General features: G+C 61.4%; 21 protein-coding genes and 6 tRNA genes. 23 read left to right on the top strand and 4 right to left on the bottom strand.

Features of this window, described 5'->3' with window-relative positions; genetic code table 11:
• Nucleotides 1-74 precede the first annotated feature (74 nt).
• Nucleotides 75-1,625, bottom strand: a complete 1,551-nt coding sequence (locus HU725_RS07045; RefSeq protein WP_189657921.1) for an MDR family MFS transporter — start codon at nt 1,623-1,625, stop codon at nt 75-77.
• Entirely contained in the window at nt 1,615-2,670 is a 1,056-nt protein-coding gene (locus HU725_RS07050; RefSeq protein WP_186476675.1) for an HlyD family secretion protein, read from the bottom strand. Before HU725_RS07050 ends, HU725_RS07045 begins: the two co-directional genes overlap by 11 nt.
• 143 nt (nt 2,671-2,813) lie before the next feature.
• Between HU725_RS07050 and gltX the strand changes: the two genes are divergently transcribed.
• From gltX to HU725_RS07110, 12 genes are all read left to right on the top strand, one after another.
• A complete protein-coding gene (gene gltX, locus HU725_RS07055; protein WP_186476676.1) occupies nt 2,814-4,295 on the top strand; it encodes a glutamate--tRNA ligase in 1,482 nt (493 codons plus the stop codon).
• Between the two features lie 289 nt (nt 4,296-4,584).
• Nucleotides 4,585-4,660 (top strand) — tRNA-Ala (locus HU725_RS07060).
• A gap of 72 nt (nt 4,661-4,732) precedes the next feature.
• A tRNA-Glu gene (locus tag HU725_RS07065) sits at nt 4,733-4,808 on the top strand.
• A 52-nt stretch (nt 4,809-4,860) separates the two neighbouring features.
• Nucleotides 4,861-4,936, top strand: a tRNA-Ala gene (locus tag HU725_RS07070).
• Between the two features lie 43 nt (nt 4,937-4,979).
• Nucleotides 4,980-5,055, top strand: a tRNA-Glu gene (locus tag HU725_RS07075).
• A 64-nt stretch (nt 5,056-5,119) separates the two neighbouring features.
• A tRNA-Ala gene (locus HU725_RS07080) sits at nt 5,120-5,195 on the top strand.
• 42 nt (nt 5,196-5,237) lie between these two features.
• Nucleotides 5,238-5,313, top strand: a tRNA-Glu gene (locus tag HU725_RS07085).
• Between the two features lie 164 nt (nt 5,314-5,477).
• Complete coding sequence (locus HU725_RS07090) at nt 5,478-6,017, top strand: TetR/AcrR family transcriptional regulator (protein WP_186476677.1); 540 nt, start codon at nt 5,478-5,480, stop codon at nt 6,015-6,017.
• Between the two features lie 24 nt (nt 6,018-6,041).
• Nucleotides 6,042-6,908, top strand: a complete 867-nt coding sequence (locus tag HU725_RS07095; RefSeq protein ID WP_186476678.1) for an alpha/beta fold hydrolase — start codon at nt 6,042-6,044, stop codon at nt 6,906-6,908.
• A gap of 46 nt (nt 6,909-6,954) precedes the next feature.
• Complete coding sequence (locus HU725_RS07100) at nt 6,955-7,389, top strand: acyl-CoA thioesterase (protein ID WP_060478242.1); 435 nt, start codon at nt 6,955-6,957, stop codon at nt 7,387-7,389.
• A 51-nt stretch (nt 7,390-7,440) separates the two neighbouring features.
• The gene (locus HU725_RS07105) at nt 7,441-8,412 is read left to right on the top strand and encodes a tRNA dihydrouridine synthase (protein WP_186476679.1); all 972 of its coding nucleotides are present in this window, start codon (nt 7,441-7,443) and stop codon (nt 8,410-8,412) included.
• A gap of 222 nt (nt 8,413-8,634) precedes the next feature.
• Nucleotides 8,635-9,078 (top strand): Hsp20 family protein, encoded by a 444-nt coding sequence (locus HU725_RS07110; RefSeq protein WP_060478244.1) that lies wholly within the window; start codon nt 8,635-8,637, stop codon nt 9,076-9,078.
• 63 nt (nt 9,079-9,141) lie between these two features.
• On the opposite strand, the gene HU725_RS07115 is transcribed toward HU725_RS07110, so the two are convergent.
• Together HU725_RS07115 and HU725_RS07120 are read right to left on the bottom strand one after the other, a co-directional pair.
• Nucleotides 9,142-12,438, bottom strand: a complete 3,297-nt coding sequence (locus tag HU725_RS07115) for a PAS domain S-box protein (protein WP_186476680.1) — start codon at nt 12,436-12,438, stop codon at nt 9,142-9,144.
• Nucleotides 12,439-12,499: 61 nt separating this feature from the next.
• Nucleotides 12,500-13,378: a LysR family transcriptional regulator gene (locus HU725_RS07120; RefSeq protein ID WP_060478246.1), complete on the bottom strand. Its 879-nt coding sequence runs from the start codon at nt 13,376-13,378 to the stop codon at nt 12,500-12,502.
• A 131-nt stretch (nt 13,379-13,509) separates the two neighbouring features.
• On the opposite strand from HU725_RS07120, the gene leuC reads away from it, so the two are divergent.
• The 11 genes from leuC (at nt 13,510) to folC (ending at nt 26,871) form a co-directional block, all read left to right on the top strand.
• The gene (gene leuC / locus HU725_RS07125) at nt 13,510-14,943 is read left to right on the top strand and encodes a 3-isopropylmalate dehydratase large subunit (RefSeq protein WP_060478247.1); all 1,434 of its coding nucleotides are present in this window, start codon (nt 13,510-13,512) and stop codon (nt 14,941-14,943) included.
• A complete protein-coding gene (leuD, locus tag HU725_RS07130; RefSeq protein ID WP_027919154.1) occupies nt 14,940-15,584 on the top strand; it encodes a 3-isopropylmalate dehydratase small subunit in 645 nt (214 codons plus the stop codon). Before leuC ends, leuD begins: the two co-directional genes overlap by 4 nt.
• 110 nt (nt 15,585-15,694) lie before the next feature.
• Complete coding sequence (locus tag HU725_RS07135; protein ID WP_186476681.1) at nt 15,695-16,459, top strand: class I SAM-dependent methyltransferase; 765 nt, start codon at nt 15,695-15,697, stop codon at nt 16,457-16,459.
• Nucleotides 16,460-16,513: 54 nt separating this feature from the next.
• A complete protein-coding gene (gene leuB, locus HU725_RS07140) occupies nt 16,514-17,596 on the top strand; it encodes a 3-isopropylmalate dehydrogenase (RefSeq protein WP_060478250.1) in 1,083 nt (360 codons plus the stop codon).
• 63 nt (nt 17,597-17,659) lie between these two features.
• Nucleotides 17,660-18,772: an aspartate-semialdehyde dehydrogenase gene (gene asd / locus HU725_RS07145; protein ID WP_060478251.1), complete on the top strand. Its 1,113-nt coding sequence runs from the start codon at nt 17,660-17,662 to the stop codon at nt 18,770-18,772.
• A gap of 203 nt (nt 18,773-18,975) precedes the next feature.
• Nucleotides 18,976-19,980: an aspartate-semialdehyde dehydrogenase gene (locus HU725_RS07150; protein WP_186476682.1), complete on the top strand. Its 1,005-nt coding sequence runs from the start codon at nt 18,976-18,978 to the stop codon at nt 19,978-19,980.
• Nucleotides 19,981-20,052: 72 nt separating this feature from the next.
• Entirely contained in the window at nt 20,053-22,743 is a 2,691-nt protein-coding gene (locus HU725_RS07155) for a FimV/HubP family polar landmark protein (protein ID WP_186476683.1), read from the top strand.
• A gap of 181 nt (nt 22,744-22,924) precedes the next feature.
• Nucleotides 22,925-23,785, top strand: coding sequence for a tRNA pseudouridine(38-40) synthase TruA (gene truA / locus HU725_RS07160; protein WP_060478254.1), 861 nt, complete (start codon nt 22,925-22,927; stop codon nt 23,783-23,785).
• A 64-nt stretch (nt 23,786-23,849) separates the two neighbouring features.
• Complete coding sequence (locus HU725_RS07165; protein ID WP_060478255.1) at nt 23,850-24,470, top strand: phosphoribosylanthranilate isomerase; 621 nt, start codon at nt 23,850-23,852, stop codon at nt 24,468-24,470.
• Nucleotides 24,471-24,691: 221 nt separating this feature from the next.
• The gene (gene accD / locus HU725_RS07170; protein ID WP_060478256.1) at nt 24,692-25,585 is read left to right on the top strand and encodes an acetyl-CoA carboxylase, carboxyltransferase subunit beta; all 894 of its coding nucleotides are present in this window, start codon (nt 24,692-24,694) and stop codon (nt 25,583-25,585) included.
• Nucleotides 25,585-26,871: a bifunctional tetrahydrofolate synthase/dihydrofolate synthase gene (gene folC, locus HU725_RS07175; protein WP_186476684.1), complete on the top strand. Its 1,287-nt coding sequence runs from the start codon at nt 25,585-25,587 to the stop codon at nt 26,869-26,871. Before accD ends, folC begins: the two co-directional genes overlap by 1 nt.
• The last annotated feature ends 3 nt before the right edge of the window (nt 26,872-26,874 follow it).

A 26,874-nucleotide genomic window follows, 5' to 3' on the forward strand; every position in this document is an offset into this window, starting at 1 on the left:
GCGGTTTGTAAATCAGCATCGAACGCCTGCTTTCAATGCAGCTTCACCCAGCAGCGAGCCATGTCATACAGGGCCTAGTGAGCCTCACCCGCTTTCAGCCCCTGGGGCAGCTTGCGGGTCAGCAACACGGCGACCATGCTCAACGCCAAACCTATTCCGACAAGGTGAAAGGCGTCGTTATAAGCCATGATCAGCGCCTGCTGATGGGTGATCTCGCTGAGCTTGCCAAGCGCCGCACTGTCACTGCCCAGCCGCTCTGCCAATTGGGCAAGGCGCTCCGCCACTTGCGGGTTGCTCGGTACCACCGATTCGCGCAAATAGTCGAAGTACACTTTGGTTCTGGCATCCAGCAGGGTGGCCAACAAAGCGATGCCGATCGCACCGCCTAGATTTCGCAGAATATTGAATAGGCTCGACGCCGAGCCGGCGTCTTGCTGCTGGATGTAGGCCGTGGCAATCAGCGAAATGGTCACCATGATCATTGGTTGGCCGAGGGCGCGGATGATCTGGATGTGGTTGAACTGAGGTCCGGCGAAGTCTGGGTTCAGCACCCCCGAACCGAAGCTGGCCACCCCGAACAAGCAGAAGCCCAGAGCGCACAGTAGCTTGGGTGGCACGATCTTCATCAGCTGCGGCACCAGCGGGATCAGAAATAACTGCGGAATACCCATCCACATGATCACTTCGCCGATCTGTAGCGCGTTATAGCCTTGGATTTGTGCCAGGTATAGCGGCAGCAGATAAATCGAGCCATACAGGCCCACGCCCATGCCCAGGCTGGCGATGCTCGACAGCCCGAAGTTACGATTGCCCAGAATGCGCAGGTTGATAAGCGGTTGTGCCTTGGAAAACTGCACGATTACGAACGTGATCAAGCTGACCAAAGCTACGGTGCCAAGGCCGACGATCAGATTCGACTCCAGCCAATCCTTGCGGTGACCCTCCTCGAGAAAGACTTGCAGGCAGCCCAGGCCAAGGCCCAGCGTGACGATGCCGGCATAGTCGGTGCTTTTGAGCAGTTCCCAATGCGCCGGCTTTTTCTCGAGGCCGTAGAGCAAGCCGGCGATCATCACCAGCCCGGGTGGGATGTTGATGTAGAAAATATATTCCCAGCCCCAGTTTTCAGTTAGCCACCCTCCCAAGGTGGGGCCAATCGAAGGGGCGAACGTCGCCGTCATGGCGAACATGGCCATGCCTTTGGCGCGGTGATGTTCGGGTAACTTGATCAGGGTCAGCGTGAAGGCCAGCGGAATCAAGGCACCACCTGTGAAGCCCTGCAGGGCGCGGAACAGGATCATGCTCTCCAGATTCCAGGCCATCGAGCACAGCAATGAGGACAACAGGAAGCCACCTGACACCCAGACCGCCAAACGTCGCGCCGACAGCAACTGCACCAGCCATGCGGTCAGCGGAATCATGATGATCTCCGCTACCAGGTACGAGGTGGAAATCCACGAGCCTTCTTCCAAAGTGGCCGACAACGCTCCCTGGATGTCCTTGAGCGAGGAGTTGGTGATCTGGATGTCCAGCACGGCCATGAACGCACCGAGCATCACGCTCATCACCGCTATCCAGTCGCGCCGTGTTGGCTCGGCAGTGGGGCGCTGCAGTTGGTCACCGGCCATCGCGGCCATCATCCTCGTGGCGCAAATCGACGGTGGCAGTCACCGACATACCCGGGCGAATGCGCCCGTGCAGGGGGTTGTCGGCGGCGAAGGTCAATTTCACCGGAATGCGCTGTACCACTTTGGTGAAGTTGCCGGTGGCGTTATCAGGCGGCAACAGGCTGAACTGTGCGCCGGACGCCGCGAACAGGCTATCGACGCGGCCTTCGATCGGGGTGTCGGGATAACTGTCGAACAACAGGGTGGCACGCTGCCCGGGGTGCATCTTGCCAATCTGGGTTTCCTTGAAGTTGGCCTGCACCCAGATATTTTCATCGGGCACGATCGACAGCAGGTAGGCGCCTGCCTGCACCACCTGGCCGCTGCGGGCGTTGCGCTGGCCGATGGTGCCGCTCAAAGGTGCGCGTATCTCGCAACGGGCAAGGTTCAGCTCTGCCTGAGCCACGTCGGCTCGGGCATTGGCGATCTGCGCATCAAGGCGTTTGAGGTCGGCACTCAGAGCGTTGATCTGCTGGCGTTGGCTCTGCAGGTCAGCGCGGGCTTTATCCACTTGGGCGCCGGCCACATGATTCTCGGCCGATAGGGTGGTCACCCGTTCTTCGGAGATGAACCCAGGCTTGCGCAGTTTTTCGGCGCGGCCCAGGTCCAGCCGCGAGCGCTCGAGCGTGGCCTGATTGGCTGCCACTTGAGCCTGCCCGGCGGCAATCAAGCTGCTCTGTTGGGTCAACCGGCTTTGCGCCTGGGCGTATTCGGCCTCGCGTGTGGCTAGGGCTGCTCGGGCACGTGCCACGGCCAGTTCGAAGTCGGCCGCCTCCAGCCGCAGCAGCAGGTCGCCCTTGTTGACATGCTGATTGTCGTCGACCAGTACCCAGTCGATGCGTGCACCGAGCTGGCTGGAAATACGGGTGATTTCGCCCTGAACATAGGCATTGTCAGTGCTTTCGTAGAAGCGGCCGCGTAGATACCACTCTGCCAGGAAGGCCAAGGCGATGAGGGCTACCAGGGCGAAAAAGATCGCCAGGCGGCGTTTGAGTTGGGCAGGCATGAGGACTATCGTTCCAGAAATGTAAGTAAATTTAACAGCGGCATATAGCCATTAGACAAGTGGCGTTCGCGCCATTGCTGGAGCCCAGTGCCTGCTCCCTGCTAACATCCCGCCTTTGTTTCATCTTTCGTTCGAGACCCTCCATGACCACCGTTCGCACGCGTATCGCGCCATCGCCCACGGGCGACCCCCATGTCGGCACCGCCTACATCGCCCTGTTCAACTACTGCTTCGCCAAGCAGCATGGCGGTGAGTTCATCCTGCGTATCGAAGACACCGACCAGCTACGCTCCACACGCGAGTCGGAGCAGCAGATCTTCGATGCCTTGCGCTGGCTTGGCATCGAATGGAACGAAGGCCCGGATGTCGGTGGCCCGCACGGCCCATACCGGCAGAGCGAGCGTGGCGAGATCTACGCCAAGTACGCCAAGGAATTGGTCGATGCCGGCCATGCCTTCTATTGCTTCTGTACGGCCCAAGAGCTGGAACAGATGCGCGCCGAGCAGATGGCCCGTGGTGAAACCCCTCGCTATGACGGCCGTGCGCTGTTGCTCAGCGACGAGGAAGTCCAGCGCCGTCTTGCCGCAGGCGAGCCCCACGTGATCCGTATGAAGGTACCGAGCGAAGGTATCTGCGTAGTCCCGGATATGCTGCGTGGCGATGTCGAGATTCCATGGGACCGCATGGACATGCAGGTGCTGATGAAGAACGACGGCCTGCCGACCTACTTCTTGGCCAACGTGGTCGATGACCACCTGATGGGTATCACCCATGTGCTGCGCGGCGAAGAGTGGCTGCCGTCGGCACCGAAGCTGATCAAGCTTTACGAGTACTTTGGTTGGGAGCAACCCAAGCTCTGCTACATGCCACTGCTGCGTAACCCCGACAAGTCCAAGTTGTCCAAGCGCAAGAACCCGACCTCGGTGACTTTCTACGAGCGCATGGGTTTCATGCCCGAGGCAATGCTCAATTACCTCGGCCGCATGGGCTGGTCGATGCCCGACGAGCGTGAGAAGTTTTCCTTGGCTGAAATGGTCGAGCATTTTGACTTGTCGCGCATCTCTCTGGGGGGGCCGATCTTCGACATCGAGAAGCTGTCCTGGCTAAACGGCCAATGGCTGCGCGAGCTGCCAGTGCAGGAGTTTGCCGCGCGCGTGCAAAAGTGGGCGTTCAACAGCGATTACATGATGAAGATCGCCCCCCATGTGCAGGGTCGTGTCGAAACCTTCAGCCAGATCGCGCCGCTGGGTGGTTTCTTCTTCGAAGGCGGCCTCAAGCTCGATGCCAAGCTGTTCGAAAGCAAGAAGCTGTCCGCTGACCAAGTGCGCCAGGTGATGCAGTTGATCCTGTGGAAGCTCGAGAGCCTGCGGCAGTGGGAGAAAGAGCGTATCACCGATTGCATCCAGGCCGTGGTCCAAGCGCTGGATCTGAAGCTGCGCGACGCCATGCCGCTGATGTTTGCGGCCATTACCGGCCAGGCAAGCTCGGTGTCGGTGCTCGATGCCATGGAAATCCTCGGCCCTGATCTGACCCGCTATCGCTTGCGTCAGGCCCTTGACCTGCTCGGTGGTGTGTCCAAGAAAGAGAACAAGGAATGGGAAAAGCTGCTGGCCAGCATCGCTTGACGGCACGTTCGAAGCGATAGCTCAACGGGTGGGAGCAACTGTCGAAGGCCGATTAGTGGCTTAAGTCGCTCCCACAGGTTGTGGCTTATCTGCAAGCCTGCGCACAGTGTTGGGGTTTTGGGTGGGGCAGGGCGGTAAGTGATTGTTATCTGTGAAAAAAATTTTGATTAATTTCAAAATTTAGTTTGACAGCCCTGCAATCCGATCTTAATATGCGCCCCGTCCACAGCGATGAACGTAAACGAAACGCACGGCACCCAGCCAGCGCTTCTGTTCAAAGCGGCATTGTGGGGCTATAGCTCAGCTGGGAGAGCGCCTGCATGGCATGCAGGAGGTCAGCGGTTCGATCCCGCTTAGCTCCACCAAATTCCGTTTGTCAGCCAAGGCTGGCAAGCAAGAGCTGATCCAGCAATCAGCTCTTGGCGGTAAGAAGGTTCGTCCCCTTCGTCTAGTGGCCTAGGACACCGCCCTTTCACGGCGGTAACAGGGGTTCGAGTCCCCTAGGGGACGCCAGTTTTGCACAAGCGATATTTTGCATGTCGCTGGGCCGAGAGGCTAGAAATCTGGGGCTATAGCTCAGCTGGGAGAGCGCCTGCATGGCATGCAGGAGGTCAGCGGTTCGATCCCGCTTAGCTCCACCAATTATTGCCGCGGTTCGCGTAAGCGGATCGGCACGAAGGTTACGTCCCCTTCGTCTAGTGGCCTAGGACACCGCCCTTTCACGGCGGTAACAGGGGTTCGAGTCCCCTAGGGGACGCCACTTTTTCCCGCGTTTTGCGGGGCTTAAAAAGGCTCGTTCGCATATTGAATGAGTCTTTTGTTTCGGGGCTATAGCTCAGCTGGGAGAGCGCCTGCATGGCATGCAGGAGGTCAGCGGTTCGATCCCGCTTAGCTCCACCAATTTTGCCGCGGTTCGCATAAGCGGATCGGCACGAAGGTTACGTCCCCTTCGTCTAGTGGCCTAGGACACCGCCCTTTCACGGCGGTAACAGGGGTTCGAGTCCCCTAGGGGACGCCAATTTTTACCCGCGTTTTGCGGGACTTTAAAGGCTCATTCGCATATTGAATGGGCCTTTTGTTTTTTCTCTCCCTGATAATCGGCTGACGAACGGCATGCAGTTTTGTTTGCCAAAAAATATGATGTGAATAATATTACCTACATCATATTTTCAGGGGCGAGCCATGAGCGACAAGAAAAGCAGAACCCGCGAACGCATTCTGGAGGCCGCCCGCAGTGCTTTGATTCTGCACGGCCCAGCCGAGCCCAGTGTCAGCCAGGTGATGGGGGCGGCAGGGCTGACGGTGGGTGGGTTTTACGCGCACTTTCAGAGCAAAGATGAACTCATGCTCGAAGCGTTTCGCCAGTTGCTCTGCGAGCGTCGTGCCCTGTTGGCTCAGGTCGATCCGCATCTGGATGGGGAGGGGCGACGCGCGCTCGTAAGCGCTTTCTATCTTTCTCGCAAGCACCGGGACGCCGAAGTTCACGCGTGCCCCTTGCCCAATTCGCTCAGCGAAATGCAGCGGCTGCCCGATGTTTTTCGCGAAGTGCTGGCCGAGCACATCGAGTTGATGACGGCGGCCATGGTCGACCGCCCCGAGGATGCCGACAAAGCGTTGGCTGACCTGGCCCTGATGATTGGTGGCTTGGCCCTGGCGCGCGCGCTGGGGCCGGGTGAGTTGTCCGACCGACTGTTACGTGCCGCCAAATCGGCTGTTCTCTGATACCGAAGGTTCTGGAGCAAGGCAATGACTACCCTGAGCTGGATTCGAAGCGTAAATGGCACCCTAGGCCGGCTGATGCCGACGCATATCGCCGGCAAGATGCGCCGGGCCTTCATGACGCCGCGCAACTTCGCGCCTCGGGATTGGGAGCTGCCGTTACTGGCCAGTGCCGAGCGCATGACCTTGCGCTTCGGGCTGTCGGCTCTGCGCTGGGGCAAAGGGCCGACGGTACTGCTGATGCACGGTTGGGAAGGGCGCCCGACGCAGTTCGCGTCATTGATCCAGACCCTGGTGCAGGCCGGGTATACCGTGGTGTCGCTGGAAGGCCCTGCTCATGGCCACTCTCCAGGGCGCAAGGCGCATGTCGCGTTGTTCGCTCGCGCATTGCTTGAGGCTGCAGCGCAGCTGCCGCCGTTGCGAGCGGTGATCGGTCATTCCATGGGGGGCGCCAGCGTGCTGCTGGCGCTACAGATGGGGCTGCGTGCCGAAGCTGCCGTAAGTATTGCAGCGCCAGCACAGTTACTGGGCGTGCTGCGGCGTTTCGCTCGCCACTTGGGATTGCCGGCGCGTGCCAGGGCGGCGTTTATTAGTCAGGTCGAACAAGATATCGGCATCCAGATAGCCCGCCTCGATGTCGAGGGCTATCAGTTGGACCTGCCGGGCCTAGTGGTACATGCCGTCGATGATGCGCTCGTGCCTGCTGACCAGGCGCAGCTAATTCACAAAGCCTGGTTCGACAGCCGGCTCATGCTTTTAGACCAGGGCGGCCATCAACGCCTCTTGGCTGATCCGCGGCTGAGTGCGGCAGTCCTGGAGCTGCTCGCCCGAGAACCTGCGCGGCAGCGTGCCCGAACATCCGTTACACTCGGCCAGATTACTAGAGGGGGCTGAGTATCAGCTTCTCGAGCTTTTTCGCCATCGATCAGCAGGAGCGGGCATGAGTTGGGACCTGGCAACGCCATTCATCATCGACCTGCGTGTGGGCAGCGAGGACATCGACGGCCTCGGCCATGCCAACAACGCGGTCTACGTTACCTGGTTGGAGCGCTGCGCCTGGCGCCACTCCCAGCGGCTGGGCCTTGACTTGGCCGAGTACCGGCGGCTGGACCGGGCCATGGCAGTGGTGCGCCACGAAATCGACTACCTTGCCGCCGCTTACGAGGATGACGAGCTGCAGCTGGCTACCTGGATTGTCGACTGGGACCTGCGCCTGCGTATGACTCGGCGCTTCCAGCTCAAGCGTCCACGTGACGGGGTTACCTTGTTGCGCGCACAAACCACCTTCGCCTGTATCGAGCTGTCCAGCGGCAAGCCCAAGCGCATGCCTGGCGAATTCCTCGAGGGTTACGGCCCGGCGCTGATCGGCAGCTGAGGCAAGCGGTTTTTTTGCTAGACTGGCGCCTTTTTGCGCCGAGACCCAGCCATGCAAATTGCCCTGGCCCCCATGGAGGGGCTGGTCGACAACATCCTGCGCGACGTTCTGACCCGAGTAGGTGGCATCGATTGGTGCGTCACTGAGTTCATTCGCGTCTGTGATCGCTTGCTGCCGGCTTCTTCGTTCGACAAGCTCGCGCCCGAATTGCGCCACGGCGCACGCACGGCGTCGGGCGTGCCGATGCGCGTGCAATTGCTCGGCTCGGACCCAGTGTGCCTGGCGGATAACGCAGCCCTGGCGTGTGAGCTGGGCGCGCCGGTCATCGATTTGAACTTCGGTTGCCCGGCCAAGACGGTGAACAAGTCCCGTGGCGGTGCAGTGCTGCTCAAGGAGCCGGAGCTGCTGCATGCCATCGTGCGTGAGGTGCGCCGCGCCGTACCGGCGCATATCCCGGTCACCTCGAAAATGCGTTTGGGTTTCGATAGCCCGGACGGTGCCCTGGATTGTGCCACGGCCTTGGCCGAGGGCGGTTCGGCACACCTGGTTGTGCACGCGCGCACCAAAGCCCAAGGCTACAAGCCACCGGCCCACTGGGAATGGGTGGCGCGGGTGCAGGATGTGGTTCAGGTGCCGGTGTTCGCCAATGGTGAAATCTGGACTGTCGACGACTGGCGGCGCTGCCGAGAGGTCAGCGGTGCCAAGGACATCATGCTAGGGCGCGGCCTGGTGTCGCGGCCGGACCTGGCCTTGCAGATCGCCGCTGCGCGGGATGGAGTCCAATACCAGCCCATGAGTTGGGATGAGCTGATGCCGTTGTTGCGCGAGTTCTGGCGCCAGGCCCAGGCCAAACTCTCGCCGCGATACGCGCCGGGGCGAATGAAGCAATGGCTGGCGATGCTGACCCGCAGTTATCCCGAGGCAGTGGTGCTTTTTGCCGAGTTGCGTCGTGAGGATGATTGCGCACGCATCAGCCGGTTGCTTGGGGTCGAAGCTACATCTTTGGAAGTATGCGTCGCCTGATCCGGCCCCTTCGCGGCTAAAGCCGCTCCTACAGAGGTTCAGCCGCCTTGGACCTGTAGGGGGCGGCTTTAGCCGCGAAGGGGTCATCTATGCAGACGCTGCTTTCAGATTTTTTTATCCGTCCCCTTGAAAGCTTTTGCGCAGGCCATATCTCTTGAGTACGCGATGCCGAATTCGGGTCGCGCAGTGACTTTACTTGCTGAATCTCAGGAGTTTATGACCATGACTACCGCTTTCTCTCTCGCTCCATTGTTCCGCCACTCCGTTGGTTTCGACCGGTTCAACGACCTGTTCGAATCTGCGGCACGTAACGAGGCCGGTAGCAGCTACCCGCCCTACAACGTGGAAAAGCATGGCGATGATCACTACCGCATCGTGGTTGCCGCAGCTGGTTTCCAGGAGCAGGACCTCGATCTGCAGGTCGAAAAAGGTGTCCTGACCGTGACCGGTGGCAAACGCGAAAACGCAGCGGCTGAAGTGACCTATCTGCATCAGGGCATTGCCCAGCGCGCATTCAAGCTGTCGTTCCGCCTGGCCGATCATATCGAAGTCAAGGCCGCGGGCCTGGCCAACGGCCTGCTCAGCATCGATTTGCTGCGCATCGTGCCGGAAGAAGCCAAGGCCAAGCGGATCCCGATCAACGGTGATCAGCCTGCGCTGAACTGATGTTCACGGGCTACGCCCGGAACCCAATGAGAAAGGGCACCTTCGGGTGCCCTTTCTGCGTTTTCAATAGTCGGCGGGTGCCTCGATGAGCATTTGCCGAAATTGCGCCAGTGGCAGAGGGCGGCTATGCAGATAGCCCTGGTACAGGTGGCAGCCTAGGCCTTCAAGGAAGGCCAACTGCTCGCTCAGCTCCACCCCTTCGGCAATCACCGCCAGGTCAAGGCTGTGCGCCATCGCCACAATAGCGCGGACAATTTCGGCGTCATTAGGGTCTTGGGGCGCGTCACGCACAAAAGTCTGGTCGATTTTCAGCGCGTCCACCGGCAGGCGCTTGAGGTAGGTCAGTGATGAGTAGCCAGTACCAAAGTCATCCATGGCGAAACTTACGCCGTAGCGCTTGAGCTCGCGCATCTTGCTGATCGTGTCTTCAAGGTTTTGGATGACGATACCCTCGGTGATCTCCAGTTTCAGAATGTGCCGCGGCAAGCAGTATTCATCGAGGCTGCGTAGTACGCGCTCGACAAAATCGTTCTGGCGAAATTGCCGGGGGCTGATGTTTACGCACAGGCTGAAATCATCGGCATCGATCAGCCGGTCTTGCAGCATGCCGGCGCAGGCGTTGCAGGCTTCATCGAGGATCCAGCTGCCCACTTCGAGGATCAGCCCGCTTTCTTCCAGCACCTGAATGAACTGGCTCGGCGGTTGCTGCCCCAATTGCGGGTGGTGCCAGCGCAGCAGTACCTCGGCCCCGACAATGCGGTTGTCCCTGGCGTCCACCTGCGGCTGGAAATTCAACGCGAGCTCGCCACGGGCCAAGGCCAGGCGCAGATCGCTCTCCATGCGCAGACGTTCGCTGGCGGCCTTTTGCATCGTGGTGTGGAACAGCTCGGTAGTGTTGCGCCCTGAATCCTTGGCCCGGTAAAGCGCGATATCGGCACGTTTGAGCAGGTCGGCAGGGGTAGTGCCGTGGTCAGGAATCAGTGCCACACCGATGCTTGGGGTCACTTGCAAGCGTTGGCCGTCCAGTGACATCGGCTCGGCCAGCAGCTCGCGCAGCGTGTCGGCCAGTTCACGCACCTTGGCTTCCACTGCTTCGCGGCTGCCTTCCAGGCCGCTGAGCAGCACCACGAACTCATCGCCGCCCAGGCGCGCCACCGTGTCTTCCAAGCGCACGCTGGCCTCCAGGCGCGCGGTGATGATTTTCAGCACGGTATCGCCCACCGGGTGCCCGAGAGAATCGTTGATGTGCTTGAAGTGGTCCAGGTCGAGGAACAGCAGCGCGCCGCGCAGGTTATGCCGGCGCAACAGCGCGATCTGCTGGCTCAGGCGGTCCATCAACATGGCGCGGTTGGGCAGGTTGGTCAGCGGGTCGTGATAGGCCAGGTGGCGTATTTGCGCTTGGGCGTTCTTCAACTGGCTCACATCGCGGGCAGTCATCAGCAGGCAATCGGCCTCGTTGAGGCTGATCGGCTCCACTGATACTTCAACGGTCAGGATGTCGCCTCGCTTGTTGCGCCCGAGCATCTCGCGGTGATGCACGCGGCCGCTCTCCTTGAGCTCGTTGAGCAGCGCACTGCGCTGCTTTTCGTCTGCCCAGATGCCGATTTCATAGACGCTGCGGCCGACGACCTCGCTGGTGCCATATCCGGTCAGGCGACTGAAACCGTCGTTGACTTCCAGGTAGCGGCCGGTGTGGCGCTCGGTGATGGTGATAGCGTCGGGGCTGGAGTGGAAGGCCTTGGCGAATTTCTCTTCGCTGGACTTCAGCGCCGCCTCGGCCCGTTGCTGTTGAGTGATGTCGCGTAGAGTAGTGACGCTGCACGGTTGGTCGTCGACGCTGATCAAGCGGCTGGCGATCACGCAGGTCAGCGGTGAGCCATTGCGGTGGTTGACCACCACTGCCACGTTGCTCAGTGCCTGCTCGCGGATCACCCGCTCGATGCGCTGCGCGCGTTCGACCGACTCGGCCCACAGGCCGATTTCTTCGGCCGTGTGGCCTATCACCTGTTCGGCAGTCCAACCGAAGGTCTGGGTGAAGGCGGGGTTGATTTCGATGAACTGACCGGTGTCCTGACGGGTGACGCAGATGGGGTCTGGGCTTGCCTGGAACAGGCTGGCAAATTTCTCTTCCGAGGCGCTCAAGCGCTGTTCCCGTTCTACCTGTTCGGTGATATCCAGTAGCGTGCCAGCCATGCGCAATGGGTTGCCTTGGTCATCGCGATAGAGCCGTGCACGGCTTTCGATGTAGCGTGAGGTGCCGTTTTCCAGCTGTACGTGGTACGTGATCTGGTAATTGCCGGCAGGCCCTTCACGCAGGCTGCGATAGGCCTGGCGCATGTTGGCCCGCTCATGCTCCGGAACGCCTTCGAAGAAAGCCTCGAACGATTCATGGAAGGGTACCGGGGGCAATCCATGCAGCTGCGCGGCGCGAGCCGAGCCGTACAGCATCCCGCTGGGTATGTGCCAGTCCCAAGTCCCTAGCTGCGCCGAGTCCAGCGCCAGGTCAAGCCGCTCCTGGCTGTCCTTGAGCGCCTGTTCGGCGCGCTTGCGCTCGGTGGTGTCAACGAAGGTGCTGATCAGGTAGGGAACCCCCTCCATATCGATGCTCTGGGCGCAGAGGATGCCATCGTGGAGCTTGCCCGTGCTGGCACGAAACTGCACTTCCATGATCGCTGGGCCCTGGCTGTTACGGGTGGCCTCGATGACCTGATGGCGCTGGTCAGGGTTCACCCACAGACCTAGCTCGATGCTGGTCTTGCCGATCACCTGGTCGCCCGGCCAGCCGAACATGTCCTCGAAATGCTGGTTGACCTCGATGATCATGCCGTCATGCCGGCGGCTGAGCAAAATGGCGTTGGGGCTCAGGTGAAACAGCGTAGCGAAGCGCTTTTCCGAGTTGATCAGCGCAGCTTCGCGTTCGCGCTGGCGGGTAATTTCCCGGATCACTCCGATCATCTGGCGTCGGCCGTTCTGGTCCTGAGTCAGGCTGCCGTTGATTTCCAGCCAATGAACGCTGCCGTCCGGCCACAGGATGCGATGGCGCATAGCCTGCTCCACCGGTTCGCCGTTGACGACAGCGTGGAACAGTTGGCGGGTGCGGGCACGGTCTTGCTCTGCCAGCAGGTCGAGGTAGTCGATGTCGGCGGGTAGCGGCCGATGTGGGTCGAAGCCGAACAGCGCCTGCGTACCCCGTGACCAGCTGATTCGGCCGCTATCGATGTCCCACAGCCAGGCGCCCAGCCTGGCGCCGTTGAGCGCGGCCAGCAGTTGCGGTGCGTTCTGCCACGCCTGCTCTGATTCCTGGGGATCGGCCGCAGGGATGCGCGGCAGGCGCGGAAAGCGATTTGCTGATTTGGGCATTGGTACCAGACCTTTGGCGTGGGACGCGTCCATGAATTGGAAATGCCGAGCTGACGACCGGTCAGGCGGACCCTGCGTGGCTGTCGAGCAGGGCCATGAAGGCCCTAGCAGCGTTCGATAGCGTGCGCTCCGTGTGCAGAATGTAGCCTAGCTCGCGCGACAGCTGTATGCCGGGCAATGCGATGGGTGCAACCTGATCGTCCAGCATGGTCCTGGGCAGCACGCTCCAAGCCAGGCCGATCGACACCATCATCTTGATGGTTTCCAGGTAGTTGGTGCTCATGGCGATGTTTGGGGTAAGGCCCTGGCTTTCGAACAGCCGCTGGACAATATGGTGGGTGAAGGTGTTGCCGCCGGGGAAGACCGCCGGGTGGCGGGCGACATCGGCCAGGGTGACCGAGTGGTTGCTGGCCAGCGGATGTTCGGGCGCGGCCACGAAGTCCAGTGCGTCGTTCCACACCGGTATTGCCTTGACCACAGGGTGCGGCTCGGGTGCTAGCGTGATGACGGCAATCTCGGCCCGGCCATGGAGGATTTCGTCGTAGGCCTGTTCCGAATCCATGAATTGGATGTCCAGGGCCACCGCCGGATGCTGGCGGGTGAAGGCTCGCAGCAGCGGCGGTAGGCGGTGCAGGCCGATGTGATGGCTGGTAGCCAGGGTCAGGCGGCCGCTCACTTCGCCGTTGAGGTTGGTCAAGGCTCTGCGGGTATCATCGAGCACGTTGAGGATCTGGTAGGCACGCGGCAATAAGGCGCGACCGGCTTCGGTCAGAGTCACTTCACGGCCCAAGCGATCGAACAAGCGCACATCCAGTTGTTGCTCAAGGCCGGCAATGCGTTTGCTGATGGCTGGCTGAGTCAAAAACAGCCGCTCCCCGGCACCGGAGAAGCTGCCGGTTTCAGCAACGGCAATGAACGCGGTGAGGTTGGCCAAGTCCACGTGGTCGAATTCCTTTTGGTTATCCAAAGCATAAAAATTATGAATTTGAGTTATTCAATCTAAACCCCTAGCATCGTCCGTACAAGCCAAGGGGTTTTTGGCATAGAAACACGCTGATGAGGAACAGTCCGATGGCTGGCAAAACGCTTTACGACAAACTCTGGGAAGCCCATGAGGTCAAGCGCCGTGATGACGGCTCGTCCTTGATCTACATCGACCGCCATATCATCCACGAGGTGACGTCGCCCCAGGCTTTCGAAGGCCTGCGCTTGGCCAATCGCAAGCCTTGGCGCATCGATGCCAACATCGCAACCCCCGATCACAACGTGCCGACTACGCCAGAGCGCAAGGGCGGTATCGAGGCCATCGTCGACCAGGTTTCGCGGCTGCAGGTGCAGACCCTCGATGAAAACTGTGACGAATATGGCATCGTCGAATTCAAGATGAACGACGAACGCCAGGGCATCGTCCACGTCATCAGCCCGGAGCAGGGCGCGACCTTGCCAGGCATGACCGTGGTCTGCGGCGATTCGCATACTTCCACCCATGGCGCATTCGGTGCCCTGGCCCATGGCATCGGTACTTCCGAGGTGGAGCACGTGCTCGCCACCCAGTGCCTGGTCGCCAAGAAGATGAAAAACATGTTGGTGCGTGTCGAAGGCCAGTTGCCGGCCGGCGTTACCGCCAAGGACATCGTGCTGGCGGTGATCGGCAAGATCGGCACCGCCGGTGGTAACGGCCACGCGATGGAATTCGCGGGCAGCGCCATCCGCGATCTGTCGATGGAAGGCCGCATGACCATCTGCAACATGTCCATCGAAGCCGGTGCGCGTGTGGGGCTGGTGGCGACCGATGCCACCACCGTGGCCTACGTTGAAGGCCGCCCGTATGCGCCCAAGGGCGAGGACTGGAAGCGCGCTGTTGAAGCGTGGAAAGACTTGGTTTCTGACGACGATGCCGTGTTCGACACTGTGGTCGAGCTCGACGCTGCGCAGATCAAGCCGCAAGTCAGCTGGGGTACTTCGCCAGAGATGGTGTTGGCCGTGGATCAACGTGTGCCGGACCCGGCCGCCGAGCCAGACCTGATCAAGCGCGGTTCTATCGAGCGCGCCCTCAAGTACATGGGCCTGGCCGCCAACCAGGCGATCACCGACATCAAGCTTGACCGCGTATTCATCGGCTCCTGCACCAACTCGCGCATCGAAGACCTGCGCGCAGCTGCCGAAATCGCCAAGGGCCGCAAGGTTGCTGCCACCGTCAAGCAGGCGCTGGTAGTGCCAGGTTCGGGCCTGGTCAAAGCCCAGGCCGAGCGTGAAGGCCTAGACAAGATTTTCATCGAAGCTGGGTTCGAATGGCGTGAACCGGGCTGCTCGATGTGCCTGGCGATGAACCCAGACCGCCTGGAGAGCGGCGAGCACTGCGCCTCGACCTCCAACCGTAACTTCGAAGGCCGCCAAGGCGCCGGTGGCCGTACCCACCTGGTGAGCCCGGCCATGGCCGCCGCCGCCGCAGTGACCGGCCACTTCATCGATGTCCGCGAGTTGATCCAAGGGAGCGCAGCATGAAAGCCTTTACCCAGCATACCGGTCTCGTCGCGCCGTTGGATCGTGCCAACGTCGACACCGATCAGATCATCCCCAAGCAGTTCCTCAAGTCGATCAAGCGAACCGGCTTTGGCCCCAACCTGTTCGACGAATGGCGTTACCTGGATGTCGGCCAGCCGTACCAGGACAACAGCAAGCGCCCGCTGAATCAGGAATTCGTACTCAACCATGCGCGTTACCAGGGTGCCAGCGTGCTCTTGGCGCGCGAGAACTTCGGTTGCGGGTCGAGCCGGGAGCACGCGCCGTGGGCATTGGACGAGTACGGCTTCCGTAGCGTGATTGCGCCGAGTTTTGCTGACATCTTCTTCAACAACAGCTTCAAGAACGGTTTGCTGCCGATCATTCTCAGCGATGAGGAAGTGGACGAACTGTTCAAGCAGGTGGAAGCCAACCCAGGTTACCAACTGACCATCGACCTGCAAGCGCAGGCGGTGACGCGCCCGGACGGCAAGGTACTGCACTTCGAAATCGATGCTTTCCGCAAGCATTGCCTGCTCAATGGTCTTGACGACATTGGCCTGACCTTGCAAGACAGCGACGCGATCAAGGCATTCGAAGGCAAACACCGCGCCAGCCAGCCTTGGCTGTTCCGTGATGCCTGAATGCCGTAGTCGGCGTCGCTGGCTTTGACGCACAAGGGTCGTGTACTCAGTAGCAGCGGCTTGAGACGCGAGATGGCCAGCACTGGCAATAAAATATAAAGGACTGACCCATGACCAGCACCCAACACACCGACGTCGTCCAGCGCCAGTTCGGCGAACAGGCCAGTGCATACCTGAGCAGCGCCGTACACGCTCAAGGCAGCGAATTCGCGTTGCTACAGGCCGAGCTGGCTGGCCAGGGCGCTGCCCGTGTGCTGGATCTGGGTTGCGGTGCCGGGCATGTCAGCTTCCATGTCGCCCCGCTGGTCGCTGAAGTGGTCGCCTACGACCTGTCGCAGTCCATGCTCGACGTGGTGGCCCGCGCCGCCGCAGAGCGGGGCCTGAGCAATATCGCTACCGAACGCGGTGCGGCCGAGCGCCTGCCGTTCGCCGATGCCTCCTTCGACTTCGTTTTCAGCCGGTACTCGGCGCACCACTGGAGCGACCTGGGGCTGGCGCTGCGGGAAGTACGACGGGTACTCAAGCCTGGTGGCGTAGCAGCGTTCATCGACGTTATGTCGCCGGGTAGCCCGCTGCTCGATACTTACTTGCAAACGGTCGAGGTGCTGCGCGATACCAGCCACGTGCGTGATTACTCGGCGGCCCAGTGGCAGCGGCAGGTCAGCGAGGCGGGCCTGCACGTGCGCAGTCACAGCCGCCAGGCGTTGCGCCTGGAGTTCACCAGCTGGGTCGAGCGCATGCGCACCCCTGAGCCGATGCGTGTTGCCATCCGCCAATTGCAGCAAGCCATGGGCGAAGAAGTACGGCAGTATTACCAAATCGAGGCCGATGGTTCGTTCAGCACCGATGTGCTGGTGCTGTGGGCCGAGCGTTGAGAATTTTTCGGTGGGGCCCCATCGGGCACGCCGCGTGAATGGATAGAGGAAAGCATGAGCAAGCAGATTCTGATTCTCCCAGGTGATGGCATTGGCCCGGAAATCATGGCCGAGGCGGTCAAGGTGCTGGAGCTGGCCAACGACAAGTTCCAGCTTGACTTGAGCCTCGAGCATGACGTGATCGGCGGCGCCGCCATCGACAAGCACGGTGTGCCGCTGGCCGATGAAACCCTTGAGCGCGCACGCAAAGCCGACGCCGTACTGCTGGGCGCCGTTGGCGGCCCGAAGTGGGACAAGATCGAGCGTGACATCCGCCCTGAGCGCGGGCTGCTGAAAATCCGTTCGCAACTGGGCCTGTTCGCCAACCTGCGCCCGGCGATTCTCTACCCGCAGTTGGCCGATGCTTCGTCGCTCAAGCCGGAAATCGTTGCGGGCCTGGATATCCTCATCGTCCGTGAACTCACCGGCGGTATCTACTTCGGCGCACCGCGCGGCCAGCGCGAGCTTGAAGGCGGCGAGCGTCAGGCCTACGACACCCTGCCGTACAGCGAAAGCGAAGTCCGTCGCATCGCCCGCGTTGGTTTCGACATGGCGCGCGTGCGCGGCAAGAAGCTGTGCTCGGTGGACAAGGCCAACGTTCTTGCCTCCAGCCAGCTGTGGCGCGAAGTGGTCGAGGATGTGGCCAAGGACTATCCGGACGTCGAACTGAGCCACATGTACGTCGATAACGCCGCCATGCAGCTGGTGCGCGCACCGAAACAGTTCGACGTGGTGGTGACCGACAACATGTTCGGCGACATCCTGTCGGATGAAGCTTCCATGCTCACAGGTTCCATAGGCATGCTGCCTTCGGCCTCCCTGGACGCCAACAACAAAGGCATGTACGAGCCTTGCCATGGCTCGGCTCCGGACATTGCCGGGCAGGGTATCGCCAACCCGCTGGCGACCATCCTCTCGGTGTCGATGATGCTGCGTTACAGCTTCAACCAGCAGGCTGCGGCCGAGGCGATCGAGAAGGCGGTCAGTGTGGTGCTCGATCAAGGTCTGCGCACCGGCGACATCTGGTCGGCTGGCTGCGACAAAGTAGGCACGCAGGAAATGGGCGACGCAGTAGTCGCAGCGCTGCGGAATCTGTAATCTCTCTGGCCCGCCACCACGAACCCGAGGTGGCGGCCCACTTTTAGCAAAGGTGTAGTTGCGATGAAACGTGTAGGTCTGATCGGTTGGCGCGGTATGGTCGGTTCCGTGCTCATGCAGCGGATGCTGGAGGAGCAGGATTTCGACCTCATTGAGCCGGTGTTCTTCACTACCTCCAACGTAGGTGGCCAGGGCCCGAACGTGGGCAAGGACATTGCTCCGCTCAAGGACGCTTATTCGATCGAAGAACTCAAGACCCTCGACGTGATCCTGACTTGCCAGGGCGGCGACTACACCAACGAGGTGTTCCCCAAGCTGCGTGAAGCCGGCTGGCAGGGCTACTGGATCGATGCCGCTTCGTCGCTGCGTATGCAGGACGATGCAGTGATCGTTCTGGACCCGGTCAACCGCAAGGTCATCGATCACCAGCTCGATGCCGGTACCAAGAACTACATCGGCGGCAACTGCACCGTCAGCCTGATGCTGATGGGCCTGGGTGGCTTGTTCGAAGCCGGCCTGGTGGAGTGGATGAGCGCCATGACCTACCAGGCAGCCTCGGGTGCTGGCGCACAGAACATGCGCGAGCTGATCAAGCAAATGGGAGCTACCCATGGGGCAGTTACCGATGACTTGGCCAACCCAGCCAGCGCCATCCTCGATATCGACCGTAAGGTGGCCGAAGCCATGCGTGGCGAAGCGTTCCCCACCGAGAACTTCGGCGTGCCGCTGGCAGGCAGCCTGATTCCATGGATCGACAAGGAACTGCCGAACGGGCAGAGCCGTGAAGAGTGGAAAGCCCAGGCCGAGACCAACAAGATCCTTGGCCGCTTCAAGAGCCCGATCCCAGTGGACGGCATCTGCGTGCGCATCGGCGCCATGCGCTGCCACAGCCAGGCGCTGACCATCAAGCTGAACAAGGACGTGCCGCTGGCCGACATCGAAGGCATGATCAGCCAGCACAATCCATGGGTCAAACTGGTGCCCAACCACCGTGAAATCAGCATGCAAGAGCTGACCCCGACCAACGTCACCGGTACCCTGAACGTTCCGGTTGGCCGCCTGCGCAAGCTGAACATGGGCTCGCAGTACCTGGGCGCGTTCACCGTAGGTGACCAATTGCTGTGGGGCGCCGCTGAGCCGCTGCGCCGCATGCTGCGGATCTTGCTGGAGCGTTGATCGCTTTTGCGGTGCCGAAAACCCGTGCTGGTGACAGCGCGGGTTTTTTTATGCCTGTGCGGGCCTCTTCGCGGGTGAACCCGCACCACGCCATAATAGGATCCCTGCAAGAGCAGGTTCACCCGCGAAAGGGCTAGCACAGACAAACCACTACAATCCAAGTAAAGTGCCGCCCCCGCCGTTTCAGTAAAAGGACCTCTACCATGACCACTCCCCTGGATATCGCCATTGTCGGTGCTACCGGCAGCGTGGGTGAAACCCTCGTGCAGATCCTCGAAGAGCTGGCTTTCCCGGTCGCAACCCTGCACCTGCTGGCCAGCATGGAATCGGCGGGCAGCAGCGTGATGTTCGCTGGCAAGAAGATCAAGGTGCGGGAAGTCGATAGCTTCGACTTCGCCCAGGTCAAGCTGGCCTTCTTCGCCGCCAGCCCGGCGGTCAGCCGCAGCTTTGCAAGCAAGGCTCAGCAGGCCGGCTGTACCGTCATTGACCTTTCCGGCGCTCTTGAAAATGCCCTGGCCGTGGTCCCCGAGGCCAATGGTGACAGTATTGCCACGCTCAAGCTGCCGGCGCTCATCACCAGCCCTAGCTGCGCAGCCGTTGCCTTGGCGGTCGCCCTGGCTCCACTGAAGGAACAACTGGGCATTGAACGGGTGCAGGTAATGGCCGCGCTGGCGGTGTCCGCTCAGGGCCGCGAGGCGGTCAGCGAGCTGGCCCGGCAAACGGCAGAACTGCTGAACGCCCGCCCGTTGGAGCCACGTTTCTTCGATCGGCAGATGGCTTTCAACCTATTGGCTCAGGTCGGCCCGGTCGATGAGCACGGCCATACCGGCGTGGAGCGCCGCCTGGTGGAGGAGTTGCGCGTACTGCTGGGGCTGGCGAAGCTGAATATTTCCGTGAGCTGCATTCAAGTCCCGGTGTTTTTCGGCGATAGCTTCAGTGTGGCATTGCAGTGCCGCGAACCCGTGGATCTGGCGCAGGTGAACCAGGCCTTAGAGCAGGCCGACAGCGTCGAGCTGGTGGAAAACGATGACTATCCCACCCCAGTCGGTGACGCAGTCGGCCAAGACGTGGTCTATGTTGGTCGTGTACGCCGTGGAATTGACGACAGCCAGCAACTGAACCTGTGGCTGACCACCGACAACCTGCGCAAGGGCGCAGCGCTGAACGCCGTCCAGGTGGCGCAATTGTTGATTAAACACATGGTGTAAAAGATACTGGCGAGCACTTTTGTCCCGCGCCACGTACGGGTTTTTGGGACGATTCATACAAGGGAAGAGGTCATGCTTCGAATTCGCAAATTGGTTCTGGCCATGGCGGCAGCGTCTGCGCTGACGTCGGGCATGGCGAATGCCCTGGGGTTGGGTGAGCTGACATTGAAGTCGGCGCAGAACCAACCGCTGGATGCCGAGATCGAACTGCTTGATGTGCGCGACCTCACCGCAGCCGAAGTGGCCCCAAGCCTGGCACCGCCCGAAGAGTTCAGCAAAGCCGGGGTGCCGCTTGCGGCTTACCTGCAAGACCTCACCTTCACACCGGTGATCAACCCTAACGGCAAGAGCGTACTGCGGGTCACTTCGACCCAGCCACTGCCGGGAACGGTGGTCAAGTTTCTGGTTCAGGTGATGTGGCCCCAGGGCCGCCTGCTGCGTGACTACAGCGTGCTGCTCGACCAGGCGCAGGCTCAGGGCCAGCAGTCAGCGGCGGGCAACATCACGCCGGCTACCAGCAGTGCCGCCAGCTATACCACCAAGCGGCGCGACACCCTGTGGCAGATCGCAGCTCGCAACACCCAGGGCGGCGGTTCGGTACAGCAGACCATGATCGCCATTCAGGCGCTCAACCCCGATGCATTCATCGGCAACAACATCAACCAGCTGAAAGTTGGCCAGGTATTGCGCCTGCCTGACCAACAGCAGATCCAGAGCATTCCCCAAGGGGAGGCCAACCGCGAAGTGGCTGAACAGTACGCAGCCTGGCGTGAGGGCCGGCGTCTGGGGCCGCGGGCGCGCCAACTCGACGCTACCCGGCGGGGTGCCGCCGATGCAGCGCCTGAGCGTATCGCCCAGGGTGACAACCTGCGCCTGGTGACCCCGGGCAACCAGGCTGGTGCTGACAGCGCCAAGGCTGTCAGCGACAAGCTTGCGGTGGCTCAAGAAAGCCTGGACACCAGCCGCCGTGACAACGAAGAGCTGAGAAGCCGCGTCAGCGATTTGCAAAGCCAGATGGACAAGTTGCAAAAGCTGATCCAGCTCAAGAACGATCAACTGGCCCGTCTGGAAGCGCAGGGGGCTGCAACCGAAGCGCCGGCAGCTCCGTTGCCGGGTGAATCAGCGCCGGTACAGCCAGCGGCGGCCGATGTTGCCCCTGCCGAGCCAGTGGTGGCGCCTGCGCCAGCTGCTGCAGACACCGCACCTGCTCAGGCTCCTGTCGATGAGGCGCCAGCTGCGTCAGAGCCGCCAAGCGCACTCGATGACCTGCTGGGCAACCCACTCTTGCTGGGGCTGATTGCCGGTTCCGCCTTCCTGGTTCTGCTGCTGCTTCTGCTGTTGCTGGCGCGCAAGCGCAAGGCCCAGCAGGAAGCGGAAAAACATTTGCGCATGGCCCGTGCGCTGGCTGAGGAAGGCGAGCGCAGCCCAGATCTTGACCTGCCGCCGAGCAGTTTCGATGAGTTGGAAGTGTCCGCACCTAGCGTGACCCTTTCGCCTGCCGTGGTAGCCGCTTCGGCTGCTGCCGCCGTTGCCGCCGAAAAGCCCGCAGCCCCAGCAACGCCAGCGGCTGAACCTGAGCCGCAGCTGGACCCGAACGCCGCATTACTGGCCGAAGTCGATTTGAGCCTCTCGCGTGGTCGCCTCAACCACGCGGCCGATCTGCTGGAAGCAGCCGTGGCGGCGCAGCCCGAAAATGACGCCTTGCGCCTTAAACTGATGGACGTCTATGCCCGTCAGGGTGACCACAGCGCATTCGTCGACCAGGAGCGTAAGCTGGCTGGCAGCGAGGTGAACGCTGCGCAGGTCAACAGCCTCAAAGAGCGCTACCCGGCGATGCTGGGACTGGCTGCCGGCGCCGTGGGTGCCGCCGCGCTGGCCGCTGAAATGGACGAGCAGTATGTCCATGAGCTGCTCAAGGAAGAGCCACAAGCGCCAGCGGCGCCCGAGCAAGCACCGCAGCCTGCAGCAGAACCTGAGGTGGATCTCGACGCCGCTGCCGAAGCTTTCACCGAGACGTCGGTCCTTGATGATCACGACCTGGACAGCGCCTTCGACTTGAGCCTGGAGGACGAGTTGCCAGCGGGTGAGCCGGCCGAACCGCCGATGCTCGATGAAATGTCTTTGGCCGAGCCGCAAGCGGCAGTCGAACCGCCAGTCGACCAGGCGCCGACCGATGCCGATGACGATTTCGAAGCCATGCTGGCCCAGGCTCAAGCCCAAGCCGAGCCTCAGAACGTCGACGACCTGGCTGATTTCGACTTGGCCGATTTCGATCTTGATGCGGGGCAAGCAACGACCCCGGCTGCTTCGGTCGTGCAGGACGAAGAGCCAGTGGATGTCGCAGCGGAACTTGCAGCTTTCGACGCCATTCCAGAATTCGACCCGATTTCCGAGCTGGAATTGCCGGACGACTTCGACCTTTCACTGTCGCTGGATGACGACTCGCCCGCTGCCAAGAATTTCGCTTCGGAGCTGAACGACGTCAACGCCGAGCTCGACAAGCTGTCCCAGAGCCTGGAATCACCTTCACTGGAGCCGCACTTCACCGCTGAAGACGCTGCCGCTGAGCCTGAGCCGCTGGACGATCTGGACTTCGACTTCTTCTCCGGTGCCGATGAGGTGGCGACCAAACTCGACCTGGCGCGTGCCTACATCGACATGGGTGACCATCAGGGCGCCCGTGACATCCTCGATGAGGTGGTCAAGGATGGTGATGACGGCCAGCGTCAAGAAGCCGAAGACATGCTATCGCGCTTGGTTTGAGCATACAGTCCCGGCTTCTTCGCCGGTGAACCGCCCCCGCGAGCGCTGCACCGGTCTTTAGCCGTTGCAATGCTCTGGGTTCACCTGCGAAGCAGCCCTCATGCCCATACACATTCAATGGCAGCCCTATGGCTGCCATTGTCGTTATAATCCCCGCCATTTCGTATCACCCACAGGTTTCATGCTCTTGGACATCATCGACACCGCCGCCGCCGAATCGGCCGCCGAAGGCTTCACCCGCATTGCGCTGGGTGTGGAATACAAAGGTTCGCGCTACCGTGGCTGGCAGCGCCAGGCCAGCGGCGTGCCCAGCGTCCAGCAGGCCCTGGAGCAGGCGCTGTCGAAGGTGGCCGACGAGCCGATCAGCGTGATTTGCGCCGGGCGCACCGACGCCGGTGTACATGGCTGTGGGCAGGTCGTGCACTTCGACACCCGCGCCGTGCGTGACGAGCGCGCCTGGACCCTTGGCACCAATTTCAACCTGCCCCACGACATCAGCGTGGTATGGTCGCGGCCAATGCCGGCAGATTTTCATGCGCGCTTCAAGGCCTGCGCCCGGCGTTACCGCTACGTGATCTACAACGATCCGATTCGCCCCGCGCACCTGGCCGAAGAAGTCACCTGGAACCACCGCCCGCTGGATGTCGAACGCATGGCCCAGGCTGCTCAATACCTGCTCGGAACCCACGATTTCAGTGCGTTCCGTGCCAGCCAGTGCCAGGCCAAATCACCGATCAAGCACATCCATCATCTGCGGGTCACTCGCCACGGTCAGATGATCGTCCTGGATGTGCGTGCCACTGCTTTTCTGCACCACATGGTGCGCAACATTGCCGGCGTGCTGATGACCATCGGTGCGGGCGAGCGCCCGGTTGAATGGGCACGGCAGGTGCTTGAGGGGCGCAACCGCCGCGAGGGCGGGGTGACCGCACACCCATACGGCCTATACCTGGTGCAGGTGGAGTACCCGCAGGCCTACCAATTGCCGCAGCGCTACATCGGCCCACACTTTTTAACCGGTTACCAAACGCTGGCTGACTGACTGACGCATCGGTAGTCATTTGCTACCATCGGACTTTTGACCAATCACCTAGGGTTTGCTGTTCATGAGCAACGTTCGCAGCAAGATCTGCGGGATCACCCGTATCGAAGACGCGCTGGCCGCCGCCGAGGCGGGGGCCGATGCCATCGGTTTCGTCTTCTATGCCAAAAGCCCGCGTGCGGTGGACGTCCGCCAGGCTCGCGCGATCATCGCTCAGCTGCCTGCTTTCGTAACTACCGTGGGCTTGTTCGTCAACGCCTCGCGCTGTGAGCTGAATGAGATTCTCGAGGTGGTGCCGCTGGACCTGCTACAGTTCCACGGCGACGAAACACCGGCCGACTGCGAGGGCTATCACCGCCCTTGGATCAAAGCGCTGCGGGTGCGCCCTGGTGATGACCTGGAAGCGGCCTGCCAGCACTATGCCGGCGCCCGTGGCATTCTTCTGGACACCTACGTGGCCGGTGTACCTGGTGGTACCGGCGAGGCCTTCGACTGGTCGCTGGTGCCGGCACGCCTGAGCAAGCCGGTCATCCTCGCCGGTGGATTGTCGGCTGAAAACGTGGCTCAGGCCATTGCCCAGGTGCGGCCGTATGCGGTGGATGTCAGCGGCGGTGTGGAATATGCCAAAGGCATCAAAGATGCAGCGAAGATCGAAGCCTTCATGCGTGCGGTGAAGCAGGCGTGAAGGCAGATGTGACGGCTGGCGGCGCGCCATCGTCCATAGCTTTCGCAGCCCTGCGGGGCGGCCAGCGGCATGCCGCCTGGCAAAATGACAGATTGAAGACGGTGCGCTACGCGGGCAGCCCCTGCGGCCGGGCCGTCATCGTTTCATAGAAGAATTTGAGCTCAAGGGCAGGGCAGGCCGGCCAGTCCGGTCCCCGTCCGCCAATACTGGAGAAAGAAAGCATGAGCAACTGGTTAGTCGACAAACTGATCCCTTCGATCATGCGTTCCGAGGTGAAGAAGAGCTCGGTGCCCGAAGGCCTGTGGCACAAGTGCCCGGCCTGCGAGGCCGTGCTGTATCGTCCGGAGCTGGAAAAAACCCTGGATGTCTGCCCCAAGTGCAACCATCACATGCGCATCGGCGCGCGTGCCCGTATCGACATCTTCCTCGACCCGGAAAACCGCACCGAGCTGGGTGCCGAGCTTGAGCCGGTCGATCGCCTGAAATTCCGTGACGGCAAGAAGTACAAGGACCGCCTGACCGCTGCGCAGAAGCAGACTGGCGAAAAAGACGCGTTGATCTCCATGAGCGGCACCCTGATGGGCATGCCGATCGTGGTCAGTGCGTTCGAGTTCTCGTTCATGGGTGGTTCCATGGGCGCCATCGTCGGTGAGCGTTTCGTGCGTGCCGCCAACTACGCCCTGGAAAACCGCTGCCCAATGATCTGCTTCTCTGCCTCAGGCGGTGCGCGGATGCAGGAAGCGCTGATCTCGCTGATGCAGATGGCCAAGACTTCGGCGGTACTGGCACGCCTGCGTGAAGAAGGCATTCCGTTCATCTCGGTGCTCACCGACCCGGTCTACGGCGGCGTATCGGCCAGCCTGGCCATGCTCGGTGACGTCATCGTTGGCGAGCCAAAGGCGCTGATCGGCTTCGCCGGCCCGCGGGTCATCGAGCAGACCGTGCGCGAAAAACTGCCTGAGGGCTTCCAGCGCAGCGAGTTCCTGCTTGAGCACGGCGCCATCGACCTGATCATTTCGCGTGGCGAGCTGCGCCCGCGGCTGGCTCGCCTGCTGGCGCAGATGACCGGCCAGCAAACCCCAGAGCAGGCCCGTGAGGTGGCTGCGGTCGCGTGATGACACAACGATCCCTGGGCGAGTGGCTCGCCTACCTCGAGCAGTTGCACCCTTCGGCCATCGACATGGGCCTTGAGCGGTCGCAGAAGGTGCTTGCCCGGCTGGCGCTGGGCAAACTGGCGCCTCGAGTCATCACCGTCACGGGCACCAACGGCAAGGGCTCGACCTGTGCCTTCGTGGCCTCGTTGTTGCGCGCCCAGGGCCTGAAAGTGGGCGTGTATAGCTCGCCCCATCTTCTGCGCTACAACGAACGGGTGCTGATCGATGGCCATCAAGCCAGTGATGAGCGCCTGTGCCAGGCCTTTGCCGCTGTCGAAGCGGCGCGAGGCGAAATTTCCTTGACCTACTTCGAGATGGGCACGCTGGCTGCGTTCTGGTTGTTCTACCAGTCGCAGCTCGATGCTGTGGTACTGGAGGTAGGCCTTGGCGGTCGTCTGGACACCGTGAACGTGGTGGATGCAGACCTGGCGTTGGTGACCAGCATCGGCGTTGACCATGTCGATTACCTGGGCGATACCCGCGAACTGGTGGCCTTCGAGAAGGCCGGCATCTTCCGTGCTGGCAAGCCTGCACTGTGCGGCGATCTGGACCCACCACAGCCACTGCTGGACAAAGCCGCCGAACTGGCCGCGCCGCTTTTCCTGCGTGGCCGTGATTTTGATCTGGTCAGCACCAACGATGCTTGGAGCTGGCGCGGCGTGGCCGCGGACGGCCAAGCGGTAGAGCTGCAGGGCATGCCGCTGCTCGACCTGCCCATGGAAAACGCAGCCCTGGCGCTGCAGGCGTTTGTGTTGATGGGGTTGCCTTGGGATGCAGGGCAAATTCGCCAGGCATTGCTCGATACTCGCATCACCGGTCGCCTCGATCGTCGTCAGCTGACCTGGCAGGGCAAGTCGGTCGAGTTGCTGCTCGATGTGGGTCACAATCCCCACGCGGCACAGTATTTGGCTCGGCGCTTGGCGTTGCGCCCTCTGGCAGGTCGACGGCTGGCGGTGTTCGGCCTGCTAGCCGACAAGGATCTGGAGGGTGTGGTCGCTGCGCTGCACGGGCTCGTCGACGACTGGGCGGTTGCGCCATTGCACTCGCCCCGCAGCCGCCCCGCAGCCGAATTGGCCACGGCACTGGCGAACCACGGCGCAGTGGTGAAGTCTTACGCCAGTGTCGACGCTGCCCTCGAAGGGCAATGCGCGCAGGCAACAGCAGATGACCAGATTCTGCTGTTCGGTTCGTTTTTCTGTGTCGCCGAGGCTCTGGAGTGGCTGGAGCGGCAGGCCCTGGAGGGGTGATTA

This window comes from Pseudomonas promysalinigenes, from assembly GCF_014269025.2.
Taxonomy (GTDB): Bacteria; Pseudomonadota; Gammaproteobacteria; order Pseudomonadales; family Pseudomonadaceae; genus Aquipseudomonas; species Aquipseudomonas promysalinigenes.